At 69.8% G+C, this 14,782-nt stretch carries 13 protein-coding genes and 1 tRNA gene; 3 read left to right on the forward strand and 11 right to left on the reverse strand.

Features of this window, described 5'->3' with window-relative positions:
• Positions 1-66 precede the first annotated feature (66 nt).
• Complete coding sequence (locus ACZ6KY_RS31675) at positions 67-747, reverse strand: TetR/AcrR family transcriptional regulator (protein ID WP_469313695.1); 681 nt, start codon at positions 745-747, stop codon at positions 67-69.
• Entirely contained in the window at positions 744-1,757 is a 1,014-nt protein-coding gene (locus ACZ6KY_RS31680) for an acyl-CoA desaturase (protein WP_469313696.1), read from the reverse strand. Before ACZ6KY_RS31680 ends, ACZ6KY_RS31675 begins: the two co-directional genes overlap by 4 nt.
• A gap of 350 nt (positions 1,758-2,107) precedes the next feature.
• On the opposite strand from ACZ6KY_RS31680, the gene ppc reads away from it, so the two are divergent.
• Complete coding sequence (ppc, locus tag ACZ6KY_RS31685; RefSeq protein WP_469313697.1) at positions 2,108-4,840, forward strand: phosphoenolpyruvate carboxylase; 2,733 nt, start codon at positions 2,108-2,110, stop codon at positions 4,838-4,840.
• Positions 4,841-4,959: 119 nt separating this feature from the next.
• Here ppc and ACZ6KY_RS31690 read toward each other — a convergent pair whose 3' ends face one another.
• The 7 genes from ACZ6KY_RS31690 to ACZ6KY_RS31720 all read right to left on the reverse strand — a co-directional run bounded on the left by ACZ6KY_RS31690 (position 4,960) and on the right by ACZ6KY_RS31720 (position 10,634).
• Positions 4,960-5,457: a hypothetical protein gene (locus ACZ6KY_RS31690; protein WP_469313698.1), complete on the reverse strand. Its 498-nt coding sequence runs from the start codon at positions 5,455-5,457 to the stop codon at positions 4,960-4,962.
• 103 nt (positions 5,458-5,560) lie between these two features.
• A complete protein-coding gene (pth, locus tag ACZ6KY_RS31695; protein ID WP_469313699.1) occupies positions 5,561-6,172 on the reverse strand; it encodes an aminoacyl-tRNA hydrolase in 612 nt (203 codons plus the stop codon).
• A 72-nt stretch (positions 6,173-6,244) separates the two neighbouring features.
• On the reverse strand, positions 6,245-6,829 hold the full coding sequence (locus ACZ6KY_RS31700) for a 50S ribosomal protein L25/general stress protein Ctc (protein WP_469313700.1): 585 nt from the start codon (positions 6,827-6,829) through the stop codon (positions 6,245-6,247).
• A 186-nt stretch (positions 6,830-7,015) separates the two neighbouring features.
• Positions 7,016-7,990: a ribose-phosphate diphosphokinase gene (locus tag ACZ6KY_RS31705; protein ID WP_469313701.1), complete on the reverse strand. Its 975-nt coding sequence runs from the start codon at positions 7,988-7,990 to the stop codon at positions 7,016-7,018.
• Positions 7,991-8,120: 130 nt separating this feature from the next.
• Positions 8,121-9,569: a bifunctional UDP-N-acetylglucosamine diphosphorylase/glucosamine-1-phosphate N-acetyltransferase GlmU gene (gene glmU, locus ACZ6KY_RS31710; RefSeq protein ID WP_469313702.1), complete on the reverse strand. Its 1,449-nt coding sequence runs from the start codon at positions 9,567-9,569 to the stop codon at positions 8,121-8,123.
• Positions 9,570-9,687: 118 nt separating this feature from the next.
• Positions 9,688-9,759 (reverse strand) — tRNA-Gln (locus ACZ6KY_RS31715).
• Positions 9,760-9,773: 14 nt separating this feature from the next.
• Entirely contained in the window at positions 9,774-10,634 is an 861-nt protein-coding gene (locus ACZ6KY_RS31720; RefSeq protein ID WP_469313703.1) for a helix-turn-helix domain-containing protein, read from the reverse strand.
• A gap of 167 nt (positions 10,635-10,801) precedes the next feature.
• Between ACZ6KY_RS31720 and ACZ6KY_RS31725 the strand changes: the two genes are divergently transcribed.
• Positions 10,802-12,109, forward strand: coding sequence for a sensor histidine kinase (locus ACZ6KY_RS31725; RefSeq protein ID WP_469313704.1), 1,308 nt, complete (start codon positions 10,802-10,804; stop codon positions 12,107-12,109).
• Between the two features lie 297 nt (positions 12,110-12,406).
• On the opposite strand, the gene ACZ6KY_RS31730 is transcribed toward ACZ6KY_RS31725, so the two are convergent.
• Positions 12,407-12,937 (reverse strand): SUKH-3 domain-containing protein, encoded by a 531-nt coding sequence (locus tag ACZ6KY_RS31730; RefSeq protein WP_469313705.1) that lies wholly within the window; start codon positions 12,935-12,937, stop codon positions 12,407-12,409.
• A gap of 78 nt (positions 12,938-13,015) precedes the next feature.
• A complete protein-coding gene (locus ACZ6KY_RS31735; RefSeq protein ID WP_469313706.1) occupies positions 13,016-13,519 on the reverse strand; it encodes a YwqJ-related putative deaminase in 504 nt (167 codons plus the stop codon).
• Between the two features lie 229 nt (positions 13,520-13,748).
• Here ACZ6KY_RS31735 and ACZ6KY_RS31740 point away from each other — a divergent pair.
• Positions 13,749-14,782, forward strand: a 1,034-nt coding sequence (locus tag ACZ6KY_RS31740) for an SMI1/KNR4 family protein (RefSeq protein ID WP_469313707.1), incomplete at its 3' end; no start/stop codon positions are given.

Raw genomic sequence — 14,782 nt, forward strand, 5'->3', positions numbered from 1 at the left:
AGGGCCCCGGGGGCTCGGCTTCAGCTCCCCGGGGCCCTTCGTCGCCCTCGCGAGGGCCCGCGCTCTCTAGGCCTTGCGATGCCCTATCAGCCGCGGCTTCGGCTCCAGGCCGTCCAGACCGTGCCACGCCAGATTCACCAGATGCGCGGCCACCTCCGCCTTGCGCGGCTTGCGGACGTCCAGCCACCACTGGCCCGTCAGCGCGACCATGCCGACCAGGGCCTGGGCGTACAGCGGCGCCAGCTTCGAGTCGAAGCCGCGGCTCTTGAACTCGCGGCCCAGGATGTCCTCCACCTGGGTGGCGATGTCCGAGATCAGCGACGCGAACGAACCCGTCGACTGGGGGATCGGGGAGTCGCGGACCAGGATCCGGAAGCCGTCCGTGTACTCCTCGATGTAGTCCAGGAGGGCGAACGCGGCCTGCTCGCACAGCTCGCGCGGATGGCCCGCCGTCAGCGAACCGGTCACCATCTCCAGCAGCCGGCGCATCTCGCGGTCCACCACCACCGCGTACAGGCCCTCCTTGCCGCCGAAGTGCTCGTAGACCACCGGCTTGGAGACCCCGGCCTTGGCCGCGATCTCCTCCACCGACGTGCCCTCGAAGCCCTTGGCCGCGAACAGGGTGCGGCCGATCTCCAGCAGCTGCTGACGGCGCTCGGCGCCGGTCATGCGGGTGCGGCGCGCACGCCGCGGCTTTTCACTGCTGCTCGGGGTGCTGCTGGAGTCGGTCGCCACGCCGTCAATCATGCCGCTTCAGCGGTTTCCGTCTTGCGCCGGGAGCTGTTCCCGTCGTCGCTGCGGCGCGAATCGATACGCGAGCGTGAAGGCCAGCGCACGTCGTACGCCCAGCCGAGCTGCTCGCACCAGCGGATGATCCGGGCCGATGAGTCGATCTGGCCACGGTCCACACCGTGCCGGGCCGACGTCGGGTCGGCGTGGTGCAGGTTGTGCCAGGACTCGCCGCACGAGAGCACCGCCAGCCACCACACGTTGCCCGAGCGGTCACGCGACTTGAAGGGGCGCTTGCCGATCGCGTGGCAGATCGAGTTGATCGACCAGGTCACATGGTGCAGCAGGGCCACCCGGACGAGGGAGCCCCAGAAGAATCCGGTGAACGCCCCCCACCACGACATCGTCGCCAGACCGCCGATCAGCGGCGGCAGGGCCAGCGAGAGCAGGGTCCAGAAGAGGAACTGACGCGAGATCGCCCGGATCACCGGGTCCTTGACCAGATCCGGCGCGTACTTCTCCTGAGAGGTCCGCTCCTCGTCGAACATCCATCCGATGTGCGCCCACCACAGGCCCTTCATCAGCGCCGGAACCGTCTCGCCGTAACGCCACGGCGAATGCGGGTCACCCTCCGCGTCGGAGAACTTGTGGTGCTTGCGGTGATCGGCGACCCAGCGCACGAGAGGGCCCTCGACCGCCATGGAACCCGCGACGGCGATCGCGATCCGCAGCGGCTGCTTCGCCTTGAAGGAGCCGTGCGTGAAGTAGCGGTGGTAGCCGATCGTGACGCCGTGGCATCCCAGGTAGTAGAAGAAGACCATCAGGCCGAGATCCAGCCAGCTCACCCCCCAGCCCCAGACCAGCGGCACCGCCGCGAGCAGCGCCAGGAACGGGACAGCGATGAAGAGAAGAAGAGTGATCTGTTCGAGCGACCCCTTCTTCTCGCCGCCGAGGGTGGCGGCGATGAGCGAGGTGTCGTCGTTGTCCGCCCGCGGGGCGTCGTCGATCACATCGGAACTCGTGGTCATGGGCGTCCCCTGTGGGGTTCGAGGATGAGGAAGGGCGGGGAAGGGTGTCCGGGTGCGAACCCAGGGTGCCCCCGTCGTCCAACGGGAATACCTACGGGTCCGTAACCTACGGCGTCGTAAGTATGTCAGCGCGTAGCCCGGCGGCAAGAGCCCGTGAGCCTGCGCGTCCGAGGGGACACCTATCCTTGGAGTCGGTCGGACAGCGCGGTCCGTTCTGATTTCTTCCCGGATGCCACCTCCCTAAGCGGCACCCGCCGCGCGCGGTCGCCACCCGGGTTCCCTCCCAGACGAGCTTCAGACGAGATTCCCCACTCTTCAGACGAGCTTCAACACTGCAAGGAGCCGCACCTGTGAGCAGTGCCGACGACCAGACCACGACGACCAGCAGCGAACTGCGCGCCGACATCCGCCGCCTGGGCGATCTGCTCGGTGAGACCCTCGTACGTCAGGAGGGCCCCGAGCTCCTGGAACTGGTCGAGAAGGTCCGCCGCCTGACCCGCGAGGACGGCGAGGCCGCCGCCGAGCTGCTGCGCGGCACCGAGCTGGAGACCGCCGCCAAGCTGGTCCGCGCCTTCTCGACCTACTTCCACCTCGCCAACGTCACCGAGCAGGTGCACCGCGGACGCGAGCTGCGCGCCAAGCGCGCCGCCGAGGGCGGCCTCCTCGCCCGTACGGCCGACCGGCTCAAGGACGCCGACCCCGAGCACCTGCGCCAGACGGTCAAGAACCTCAACGTGCGCCCGGTGTTCACCGCCCACCCCACGGAGGCGGCCCGGCGCTCGGTCCTCAACAAGCTGCGGCGGATCGCCGCGCTCCTGGAGACCCCGGTCATCGAGGCCGACCGCCGCCGCTACGACACCCGCCTCGCCGAGAACATCGACCTGGTGTGGCAGACGGACGAACTCCGGGTCGTCCGCCCGGAGCCCGCCGACGAGGCACGCAACGCCATCTACTACCTGGACGAGCTGCACGCCGGCGCCGTCGGCGACGTCCTGGAGGACCTCACCGCCGAACTGGAGCGGGTCGGCGTCGTCCTTCCGGACGAGACCCGGCCCCTCACCTTCGGCACCTGGATCGGCGGCGACCGCGACGGCAACCCGAACGTCACCCCCGACGTCACCTGGGACGTCCTGATCCTCCAGCACGAGCACGGCATCAACGACGCCCTGGAACTCATCGACGAGCTCCGGGGCTTCCTGTCGAACTCCATCCGCTACACCGGCGCGACGGAGGACCTGCTCGAATCCCTCCAGACCGACCTGGAGCGCCTGCCGGAGATCAGTCCCCGCTACAAGCGCCTCAACGCCGAGGAGCCCTACCGCCTCAAGGCCACCTGCGTCCGGCAGAAGCTGGAGAACACCAAGCTCCGGCTGGCCAAGGGCACGCCCCACGAGGACGGCCGCGACTACCTCGGCACCGCCGAGCTGCTGCGCGACCTCAAGCTCATCCAGACCTCGCTGCGCGAGCACCGCGGCGGCCTGATCGCCGACGGCCGCATGAACCGCACCATCCGCACGCTGGCCGCCTTCGGCCTCCAGCTCGCCACCATGGACGTACGCGAGCACGCGGACGCCCACCACCACGCCCTCGGCCAGCTCTTCGACCGCCTCGGCGAGGAGTCCTGGCGCTACGTGGACATGCCGCGCGACTACCGCGCCAAGCTCCTCGCCAAGGAACTGCGCTCCCGGCGCCCGCTCGCCCCGACCCCCGCGCCGCTGGACGCCGCCGGCCACAAGACCCTCGGGGTCTTCGAGACCGTCAAGCGCGCCCTGAAGATCTTCGGGCCCGAGGTCATCGAGTCGTACATCATCTCGATGTGCCAGGGCGCCGACGACGTCTTCGCCGCCGCCGTCCTCGCCCGCGAGGCCGGACTGCTCGACCTGCACGCCGGCTGGGCGAAGATCGGCATCGTGCCGCTCCTGGAGACCACCGACGAGCTCAAGGCCGCGGACACGATCCTGGAGGACATGCTCTCCGACCCCTCGTACCGCCGTCTGGTGGCACTGCGCGGGGACGTCCAGGAGGTCATGCTCGGCTACTCCGACTCCTCGAAGTTCGGCGGCATCACCACCTCGCAGTGGGAGATCCACCGCGCCCAGCGCCGGCTGCGCGACGTCGCCCACCGCTACGGCGTACGCCTGCGCCTCTTCCACGGCCGCGGCGGCACCGTCGGCCGCGGCGGCGGCCCCTCGCACGACGCGATCCTCGCGCAACCCTGGGGCACCCTGGAGGGCGAGATCAAGGTGACCGAGCAGGGCGAGGTCATCTCCGACAAGTACCTGGTCCCCTCGCTGGCCCGCGAGAACCTGGAACTGACGGTCGCCGCCACCCTCCAGGCGTCCGCCCTGCACACCGCGCCCCGCCAGTCCGACGAGGCGCTGGCCCGCTGGGACGCGGCGATGGACGTCGTCTCCGACGCCGCCCACTCCGCCTACCGGCGGCTCGTCGAGGACCCGGACCTGCCGACGTACTTCCTCGCCTCCACGCCGGTCGACCAGCTCGCCGACCTGCACCTGGGCTCGCGGCCCTCCCGCCGCCCCGGCTCGGGCGTCTCGCTCGACGGCCTGCGCGCCATCCCGTGGGTCTTCGGCTGGACCCAGTCCCGGCAGATCGTGCCCGGCTGGTTCGGCGTCGGCTCCGGCCTCAAGGCACTGCGCGAAGCGGGCCTGGACACCGTGCTCGACGAGATGCACGGGCAGTGGCACTTCTTCCGGAACTTCCTCTCGAACGTCGAGATGACCCTCGCGAAGACCGATCTGCGGATCGCCCGCCACTACGTCGACACCCTCGTCCCCGACGAGCTCAAGCACGTGTTCGACGTCATCGAGGCCGAGCACGAGCTCACCGTGCGCGAGGTGCTGCGCATCACCGGCGGGGAGAAGCTGCTCGACACCCAACCGGTGCTCCAGCAGACCTTCGCCATCCGCGACGCCTACCTGGACCCGATCTCCTACCTCCAGGTCGCCCTCCTCAAGCGCCAGCGCGACGAGGCGGCGGCGGGACAGCACCCGGACCCGCTGCTCTCGCGGGCCCTGCTGCTGACGGTCAACGGTGTGGCGGCGGGACTGCGCAACACCGGCTGAGCACACATGAAGGCGCCCTCCGCACTCGTGTCCGTACGAGCGCGGAGGGCGCCTTCACGTGTCTGCGCGGGCGCCTGCGGGGCAGGGGAGGGTGTGCCCACAGGGCCAGGAACGTGGTCCTAGAGAGTCAGGAAGGCGGCCGTCAGCAGGGCGATCCCCGTGCCCGCCATCAGCCAGGCCACGCGGGTCAGCCGCAGACCGCCCGCGACCACCACCGAGGCGAGCAGCAGGGCGCCCGCGAGCGGGACCCAGGCGTACAGCAGGCCGGCCGGACCACTGCGGACGACCTCGTCGCTGCCGGGCTTCACCGTGACCGTGTACGTCCGGCCCTTCTTCACCGCCACCGACTGGTCGATGACGACGCGGGCCCGCGCCCGTGAACCCGGCGACAGCGGCGTGTACGGCCCCGTGCACACCTCGCCCGAGCAGGCCCGCACGGCGATCGTGCCCTGCTCCCGGCCCTTGCTCAGCATCACGTGCTGCGCGGTGCCCCAGGAGGCCCAGACGCCCGCGATCAGGATGAGCCCGGTGACCAGGCCCATCGCCGCGAGCTGCCCGAACCGCAGCGCCGCGTACACGCTCTGACTGGAGGTGACGGCACGCATGGCGGGGATCATTGGCCATGGCCGCGCGCTCGGTCAACTCCGGTGGGGGACAAGTCGGCAGTTGTACGAGTACATCGACCGCCCGGCCGTCCCGCGCGGGCTCCCGGGCCGTCCCTCAGGAGTTGTACGTGCTCTGGGCCCGTTCCAGGCCCTCGATCACCAGGCACTGCGCCGCGTCCGCCGCCCGGTCCACGAAGTAGTCCAGCTCCTTGCGCTCGGCCGACGCGAAGTCCTTCAGTACGAAGTCCGCGACCTGCATACGGCCCGGAGGGCGCCCGATGCCGAACCGCACCCGGTGATAGTCCGCGCCCATCGCCTTCGTCATGGACTTCAGCCCGTTGTGGCCGTTGTCGCCGCCGCCCAGCTTCAGCCGCAGCACGCCGTAGTCGATGTCGAGCTCGTCATGGACCGCCACGATGTTCGCCGTCGGCACCTTGTAGAAGTCCCGCAGCGCGGTCACCGGGCCACCCGACAGGTTCATGTACGACATCGGCTTGGCCAGGATCACCCGGCGGTTCGCCGGACCGGGCGGTCCGATCCGCCCCTCGATCACCTGCGCCTGCGCCTTGCCCGCCCGCTTGAACTTCCCGCCGATCCGCTCCGCCAGCAGATCGGCCACCATGAAGCCCACGTTGTGCCGGTTCATGGCGTACTCGGGGCCCGGGTTGCCGAGGCCCACGATCAGCCAGGGCGCGTTGGCGTCGGTCGTCACGTCCGTGTCTCCCATGTGTCCTTGATACGCGGCAGCCGCCGCTCCCGAAGGAGCGGCGGCTGACACAGATGAAGATTCCCGGGGGGATCAGGCCTCGGCGGCCGCGGTCTCGCCCTCGGCGGCCGGCTCCTCGGCCTGCGCCGACAGGACCTGGATGACGACCGCGTCCTCGTCGATCGCCAGCGTGGTGCCCTTGGGGAGCTTGATGTCCTTGGCGTGGATGGAGGCACCGGCCTCCAGGCCCTGGATGGAGACGGTGACCGACTCCGGGATGTGGGTGGCCTCGGCCTCGACCGTCAGGGTGTTCAGCACGTTCTCGAGGAGGAAGCTGCCCGGGGCCAGCTCGCCCTCGGTGTGCACGAAGACCTCGACGGTGACCTTCTCGCCGCTCTTCACGAGGAGCAGGTCGACGTGGTCGAGGCTGCCCTTGATGGCGTCACGCTGGACGGCCTTCGGGATCGCGAGCTGGGTCTTGCCCTCAAGGTCCAGGGTGAGCAGGACGTTCGCGGTACGCAGGGCGAGCTGCAGCTCGTGGCCCGGGAGCGTGATGTGGAGCGGCTCGGTGCCGTGACCGTAGACGACGGCGGGGACCTTGGCCTCGCGGCGGATGCGGCGGGCGGCGCCCTTGCCGAACTCGGTGCGGGTCTCGGCGGCGAGCTTGACCTCGGACATTTTCACTCCTCGTAGATCCTGGGGAAAGAGGTCACCCGGCCGAACCATCGGCCTGCTACGAAGAGCGCGTCGATAACGGACCGCCGCACAGAAAAGTGCGGCCTCCCTCGCCGAGCAACTGTGACAGCTTACGGGGCGGGGAGGCCGTACATGAAATCGATCTAGGCGACCGGCGGGACCGGGGGCCTACTGCTCCTCGAACAGGCTCGTGACCGAGCCGTCCTCGAAGACCTCACGCACCGCGTTCGCGATCGTCGGCGCGATCGAGAGCACCGTGATCTTGTCGAGCTCCAGCTCGCCCGGGGTGGGCAGGGTGTCCGTGAAGATGAACTCGCTGACCTTGGAGTTCTTCAGACGGTCGGCCGCCGGGCCGGAGAGCACGCCGTGCGTGGCCGTCACGATGACGTCCTCCGCGCCGTGCGCGAAGAGCGCGTCGGCGGCGGCGCAGATGGTGCCACCGGTGTCGATCATGTCGTCGACGAGCACACAGACGCGGCCCTCGACGTCACCGACCACCTCGTGGACGGTGACCTTGTTGGCGACGTCCTTGTCGCGGCGCTTGTGCACGATGGCCAGCGGAGCGTCGAGGCGGTCGCACCAGCGGTCGGCGACCCGCACGCGGCCGGCGTCCGGGGAGACGACCGTCAGCTTGGACTTGTCGACCTTGGCGCCCACGTAGTCCGCGAGGATCGGCAGCGCGAACAGATGGTCCACCGGACCGTCGAAGAAGCCCTGGATCTGGTCCGTGTGCAGATCGACCGTGAGGATGCGGTCCGCACCGGCCGTGCTCATCAGGTCCGCGATCAGACGCGCCGAGATCGGTTCACGTCCGCGGTGCTTCTTGTCCTGACGGGCGTAACCGTAGAAGGGCACGATCACCGTGATGCTCCGGGCGGAGGCCCGCTTCAGGGCGTCGATCATGATCAACTGTTCCATGATCCACTTGTTGATCGGAGCCGTGTGGCTCTGCATCAGGAAGCAGTCGGCGCCCCGGGCGGACTCCTGGTAGCGGATGTAGATCTCGCCGTTCGCGAAGTCGAAGGCCTTCGTCGGGACGACCCCGACACCCAGCTTGTGGGCGACCTCCTGGGCAAGCTCGGGGTGGGCGCGGCCGGAGAAGAACATCATCTTCTTCTCGCCGGTCGTCTTGATCCCGGTCACAGCACTGTCTCCTCAGAGGTCATCTCAGTGGGCGGAGAGGTCTTCTCAGCTGGGTTGCGAGAGGCCTTCTCAGCTGGGGTGCGGGTGTGCACTTATCACGGTACGCCGTCCCGGACGTGCCGATTTCCGGTCAGCCTTCGCCTTCCGGCTCCCGGGAAGCGGTCTCCGCGGCCTTCGCCGCCGCGCTTCCGGGACGCTTGCGGGCCACCCAGCCCTCGATATTCCGCTGCTGGCCACGGGCCACGGCCAGCGAACCGGGCGGCACGTCCTTGGTGATGACCGAGCCCGCCGCGGTGTACGCGCCGTCCCCGACCGTGACAGGAGCCACAAACATGTTGTCCGAACCCGTACGGCAGTGCGAGCCGATCGTCGTGTGGTGCTTGTCCTGTCCGTCGTAGTTCACGAAGACGCTGGCGGCACCGATGTTCGAGTACTCGCCGATCGTCGCGTCGCCCACGTACGACAGGTGCGGGACCTTCGTGCCCTCGCCGATCGTCGCGTTCTTCGTCTCGACGTACGTACCGACCTTCGCCTTCAGGCCGATCCGCGTTCCCGGACGGAGATACGCGAACGGCCCGACACTGGCCTGCGGACCCACCTCGGCGGTGTCGGCCACGGTGTTGTCGATCCGCGCGCCGGCGCCCACCCGGGTGTCCTTCAGGCGGCAGTTGGGCCCGACCTCGGCGCCCTCGGCCAGATGCGTGGCGCCCTGGAGCTGGGTGCCCGGGTGCACGATCGCGTCCTGCTCGAAGGTGACCGTCACGTCGACGAAGGTCGTCGCGGGGTCGATGACGCTGACGCCGGCCAGCATGGCCCGGGTGAGCAGCCGGTCGTTCAGGATGCGGCGGGCCTCGGCGAGCTGTACGCGGTTGTTGATGCCGGCGATCTCGCGGTGGTCGGCGGCGACGGCGGCACCGACGCGGTGACCGGCCTCGCGCAGGATCCCGAGGACGTCCGTCAGGTACTCCTCGCCCTGGCTGTTGTCCGTCCGCACCTTGCCGAGCGCGTCGGCGAGGAGCTGTCCGTCGAACGCGAAGACACCCGAGTTGATCTCACGGATCGCGCGCTGCGAGTCGCTCGCGTCCTTGTGCTCGACGATCGCGGTGACCGCGCCGCTGGCGCCGTCCCGCACGATGCGGCCGTAGCCGGTGGCGTCGGGGACCTCGGCGGTCAGCACGGTGACGGCGTTGCCGTCGGCGCTGTGGGCCGAGGCGAGCGCGAGCAGGGTCTCACCGCTGAGCAGGGGGGTGTCGCCGCAGACCACGACGACCGTGCCGTCCACGCCCTCGCCGAGCTCTTCGAGGCCCATCCGTACGGCGTGCCCGGTGCCGTTCTGCTCGGCCTGCACCGCGGTCCGGACACCCGGGTCGATCTCCGTGAGGTGCGCGACGACCTTCTCGCGGGCGTGCCCCACGACGACGACCAGGTTCTCGGGGTCCAACTCGCGCGCGGCGGCGAGCACATGACCGACGAGGGAACGTCCACAGATGTCGTGCAGGACCTTGGGTGTGGCCGATTTCATACGGGTGCCCTCACCCGCTGCGAGAACGACGACGGCTGCCGGGCGATTGGCGCTCACGGGTTTGCCCTTCGGCTTCGGATGGCTGGGGGGTGGACATCCGCAGGATACCGGGGCGAATCAGGAGGCATGTGGGAGAGGGCCCTGATGGCACTGTCAGGGCCCGAATCGACCGAGGCTCCCCCGCCAGGACTCGAACCTGGAATACATCATCCAAAGTGACGTGTGTTGCCGATTACACCACGGGGGATAGCCTTTGAGACCTTACCCGAGTCGGGCCTGTGTCTGGGCCACGATTCTGCCCCACCAACCTTCGATGCGGCAGTAGAGCTCGGCCCCCTGCAGAACCCGGATGACGAGGCAACCGCGGTACCCGGTGCCGACGTTCTTGCGGACAGTCTTGGGATTGTGTTTCTTGAGTGTCGTCGGCTGGAGGGCGGCGGCGTCGATGTCGACGAGGTCGGCCCAGTACTGCTCGGCGGTGGCCACATCCGCGGATTCGTGGATCATGACGCGGAAGCGCAGCCGTTCTCGTGGCACGTCCAGCAGATCCAGCCATGCGAGGTAGACCTGGATCACTCCGGGGTCGCTGTTGATGAAGATGACGGATTCCCGGCGCTGGTAAGGCTTGCTCTTCTGTCCCTCGGCCCAGTAGAGGGCCACTCCTGCCATGAACAATTCCCGGTCGGACAGTTCCCCGACGGACTCGGCGGCCTGCCGCTTGGTTTCCTCGCGTACCTGATCCTGCTCGGCGCGTAGCCGTGCGAGCCCCGCGTTCATGCGGGCCCGCTGCTCCTCCGGGGTGCAGTGGGGTTCCGGATGGGCCAGATCCCGTACCCAGAGTGATACGGAACTCTTCGAGCAGCCCAGCTCCGTCTGGATCTCGCTGTATGTCCAGCCCTGCCCTCGCAGCTCACGCGCCCTCGCCCGCAGGTCGTCCTTCGCGTTCGGGCGCTTCGTCCACTCCGGGGGTGGCTCGCCCGCGACGAGGCGTTGGAGGGTCTCCTTGTTGTGGACCTGGAGTTCGTCCCTGATCTGCCGGAGGCTGAGTCCCGCCCTGCGCAGAGAGATCGCCTGCTCTCGTAGCGCTTCGAAATCCGCGTACTTGTTCAGTGAATGTGCCATAGGCATACCGTCGCGCCGGAATGCAGGCCTCTGAGGTCGAACGGTGATCGATTCAGTAGTTCGAGTGATATCGGTAGGTTTCGCTTCTGTTCGATGGCGGGGTGTGGTGTAGGCCAGTAGGCAAAACTCACCGGAAATGGGCCGGGGGGCGACCGTAGGCTGGAGGCATGACCACGACGGGGGAAGAGCACACCGCGGCCGGGACCGGGCCGTGGTGGTGGGTCGGATGGCGTAGTGCGGTGCTGGACTCGGGGCTCGCTCTGGTGTCCGCGGTCGAGTGCGGCGGCGAGGGGGTCCGCTTCGCGCACGACGCGGGGCTGCCCGCCGCGGTGGGCGTCGTGTTCGGGACGATCGCCGGGTCCGCGCTGCTGGTGCGGCGGAAGTGGCCGATCGCGGTCGTCCTGGTGTCCATCGCGATCACGCCCGCCCAGATGGGCTACCTGATGGGACTCGTCGGGCTGTACACGCTCGCCGCGTCCGAACTGCCGCGGCGCATCATCGCGGCGCTGGCGGGGATGTCCTTCGCCGGCATGCTGATCGTCACGTTCGTCCGGGCGCACCAGGGCGTGGTGCGCGGGGATGTGGCGATGGGGGACTGGTTCGTCCCGTTCGCCTCCCTCACCACGGCGATCGGGATGACCGCGCCGCCCGTGCTGCTCGGGCTGTACATGGGGGCCAGGCGGCGGCTGATGGAGAGCCTGCGGGAGCGGGCGGACTCGCTGGAGCGGGAGCTGCAACTGCTCGCGGAGCGGGCCGAGGAGCGGGCGGAGTGGGCGCGCAACGAGGAGCGCACCCGGATCGCGCGGGAGATGCACGACGTGGTCGCGCACCGGGTCTCGCTGATGGTCGTGCACGCGGCCGCCCTTCAGGCGGTCGCGCGGAAGGATCCCGAGAAGGCCGTGAAGAACGCCGCCCTGGTGGGGGACATGGGGCGTCAGGCGCTCACGGAGCTGCGGGAGATGCTGGGCGTGCTGCGTACGGGCGGGCTGGACGCGCGGGTGCCGTCGGTACCGCTGGCGGCGGTGGGGGCGGCCGCGGCTGCCGCCGCCTCGCGGGCGGCGGACGACTCCGGGGCCGGTGAGGGGCCGAGTCTGGCGGAGATCGACGAGCTGATCGGGCAGTCGGCGGCGGCGGGGATGGTCGTGGCGCTGTCGGTCGAGGGGGACCTGCGCGCGTACGCCCGGGAGATCGAGCAGACCGCCTACCGGGTGGTGCAGGAGGCGTTGACGAACGTCCACAAGCACGCGGCGGGGGCGAAGACGTACGTCCGGCTGGCGCATCGGGTGTCCGAGATCGCGATGCAGGTGGAGAACGAGTGTCCGCCGGAGGTGGCGGTGGGGTCGTCGGTCGGGCTGCCCAGTGGGGGGAACGGGCTGCTGGGGATGAAGGAGCGGGTGGCCGCTCTGGGGGGTGTGTTCGTGTCGGGGCCCACGGACGCCGGTGGGTTTCGGGTGTCGGCGGTCATCCCCGCGTAGCTCGCCTCCGGCGTTTCGCGGTTCGGGTGCGGTGGGTGGGTCGGGGCCGGGCCGGTACATCCGCCCGCATCCGAACGGATCCCGCCGGCGTCGCGAAGCAGCCGTGGGCGATGATCCGTCCGGCCTGCGGGCATTTGATGTACCGGCACGTCCCCTCCCGCGCGTACCCGGCTGCGGCTGGTCTGTGGTCGCCCGGGGAAAATTCAGCCCCTCCGGCGCTTGAGGAGCGGGGGCTGGGGCCGGAGCCCCGGGGTGGGACGGGCAGGGGCGGAGGGGGCGAAAAGAAACCGGCCGGGGTCAGGGGGTGGTCAGGCGGAGTGGGGCCGTGCCGGTGAGGAGGGTGGTGAGGGCGGCGTCGATGTGGGAGCCGAGGTACCAGTCGCCGGTGTGGTCGAGGGTGTAGACCCGGCCCTCGGCGTCGATGGCGAGCAGGGCGTGGGAGTCGGACTCCTCACCGAGGGGGCAGACCTCGCTGTCGAGCGCGCGCCCGAGATCGCCGAGGGTGCGCGCCATGTGCAGCCCGTGCAGGGGGTCGAGATGGAGCAGGGCGGGGGCGAGTTGGCGCCCGGGTCCCTTCGCGCCGACGCGCAGCCCCCCGAACTCCGCCCATGCCTCGACCGCCGCGGGAAACACGGCGTGCCGGTGCCCGGCCGGCGACGCGTGTCCGCGCAGCTCGTCGGCCCAGTACTCGGCCTGCTTTATGTCCCAGCGTCCCGGCTGCCATCCCGCCGAGCGCAGTACGGCGTCCACGGGTTCGGGGAAGCGTGACGTGGGTCCCCCTTGTCCGGGAGGGGAGAAGAGGCTGGAGGAGGAGCGTTCGGAGTGCATCTGCCCTTCGTTCGTCGAGGGTTGGGGCATCGGCGTCGCGGGACGCCGTCATCAGTACGTATGCGGGAAAGGGGTAGTTCAGGCGTCCGGTGCCGCCGGGTCGACGACGCGTACGCCGAAGTGGTCGCTGAGCGCCGTGCAGGAGCGGCAGGGCGCGGCGAAGCTGCCGTGCAGTGGGTCGCCGTCCTCGCGGATGCGGCGCGCGGTGAGCTTGGCCCCCTTGAGGGCCTTGCGGGCCTCTCCGTTGGTCATCGGCTTGCGGGTGGCGCGCTTGCTGCGTTCGGCGTCGACGGTCGCGATGTGCCGGGAGATCAGGATGGCCTCGGCGCAGCGGCCGGTGAAGCGGTCGCGTTGTGCGTTCGTGAGGGTGTCGAGGAAGTCCTGGACCAGCGGGTGAAGAGCGGGTGGCTGGTCGCCGCGGGCGGCCGTGCCGGTGAGGGTGGCGCCGCGGACGGAGAGGGCGGCGGCGACGGTGGGAAGTATGCCGTCGCGGCGGTACAGCAGGGTGGGGGCGTGCAGCGCCTCGGCGCTGCTCCAGCCGACCCGGGGGTCCCCGGACGTGCCCGTATGCGTCGCGTTCATGATCGCTTTTTCCTCCCGTGCATCCCCCGGTGCGGAGACAGACTGCCAAATGCGGTGGCGGGAGCGATAGCTGGGGCGCCGCGACACGCCAGGTCTTCGGCTTACGGTCACGGCGGGGTGACGGCTGGTCACGGAACCGGAGGCCCGGTGACCGGTGTCGTACAACCGAATAGGCTGTCGACATCCGCGCTCCATCCAGCTACTGAGAACGCCGCAGGGGGCAACCGCCATGACGACAGGTCGGCTCGGGCCGGGGGCACCTCCCAGCCGCCAGGCTGGGGGACAAGCCGCGCCGCCCAACGCGGCCTACGCCGGGCAGGTCGTGCACTTCCCGGATCCGGTCCGGGCCGCGCGCCATCCCAGAGGTGTACGGATCGACGAGCGCGGCTATCCCGACTTCTCGCTCTACGCGCGCGGCGCGGTGGAGATCGCCGAGCCCCCGGAGGGTTTCGGCGTCGACGAGTTGAGGCTGACGGACTACGTCTCCGCGAACGCCGCTCTCGCCGCGTCGGGGCACGATCTGTGGGACACGATTCCGTCGGTGGCGACGCCGCACGGCTGGACGTGGCATCACGTGGCGGGCACCCGGCGGCTGGAGTTGGTGCCGGTCGAGGTGAAGGCGCTGCTGCGGCATCACGGTGGTGTCGCGACCACGGCGGTCGACCATTCCAAGCGGGGGACGCGGCCTTTGCAGGAGACGCGGCCCGCGCACTTCGGGCTGCCGAAGTCGTCGGTCGCGGTGACCGAGCAGCAGGTGCTGGGGGTCGAGGAGGACCTCGGCTACCGACTGCCGGGCGCCTACCGGTCGTTCCTGAAGGCGGCGGGCGGGTGCGCGCCGGCCGGCGCGGCGCTCGACGCCGAGCTCGGACTGCTGGTGGACCAGCCGTTCTTCACCGTGCGCGACGAGGCGGCCGTCAATGACCTCGTGTACGTCAACAAGTGTCTGCGCGACCATCTGACCAAGGATTACCTGGGTGTCGGGTTCGTGCAGGGCGGTCTGCTGGCCGTCAAGGTGAAGGGCGACCGGATCGGTTCGGTCTGGTTCTGCGCCTTCGACGACGCCCGTGACCAGGACGTCTGGCCGCCGGACGAGCGGGTGCAGCGGCTTCTGCTGCCGTGCGGTGACGACTTCGACCAGTTCCTGTCCCGGGGGGGGGGGGGGGGGGGGGGGGGGGGGGGGGGGGAGGAGGGGGGGGGGGGGGGGGGGGTTGCGTATGACGTGTCCGCCTCCTCGGTGTCTTCGTTTGCTTCGTTGTGTTTGCT

It is taken from the genome of Streptomyces sp. NPDC042002, assembly GCF_055588305.1.

Bases quoted from the DNA above. Each gene is read 5' to 3' on its own strand.
- ACZ6KY_RS31675 (WP_469313695.1), bottom strand. From the start codon at position 747: ATGATTGACGGCGTGGCGACCGACTCCAGCAGCACCCCGAGCAGCAGT.
- ACZ6KY_RS31680 (WP_469313696.1), bottom strand. From the start codon at position 1,757: ATGACCACGAGTTCCGATGTGATCGACGACGCCCCGCGGGCGGACAAC.
- ACZ6KY_RS31690 (WP_469313698.1), bottom strand. From the start codon at position 5,457: ATGATCCCCGCCATGCGTGCCGTCACCTCCAGTCAGAGCGTGTACGCG.
- pth (WP_469313699.1), bottom strand. From the start codon at position 6,172: ATGGGAGACACGGACGTGACGACCGACGCCAACGCGCCCTGGCTGATC.
- ACZ6KY_RS31700 (WP_469313700.1), bottom strand. From the start codon at position 6,829: ATGTCCGAGGTCAAGCTCGCCGCCGAGACCCGCACCGAGTTCGGCAAG.
- ACZ6KY_RS31720 (WP_469313703.1), bottom strand. From the start codon at position 10,634: ATGGCACATTCACTGAACAAGTACGCGGATTTCGAAGCGCTACGAGAG.
- ACZ6KY_RS31725 (WP_469313704.1), top strand. From the start codon at position 10,802: ATGACCACGACGGGGGAAGAGCACACCGCGGCCGGGACCGGGCCGTGG.
- ACZ6KY_RS31730 (WP_469313705.1), bottom strand. From the start codon at position 12,937: ATGCACTCCGAACGCTCCTCCTCCAGCCTCTTCTCCCCTCCCGGACAA.
- ACZ6KY_RS31735 (WP_469313706.1), bottom strand. From the start codon at position 13,519: ATGAACGCGACGCATACGGGCACGTCCGGGGACCCCCGGGTCGGCTGG.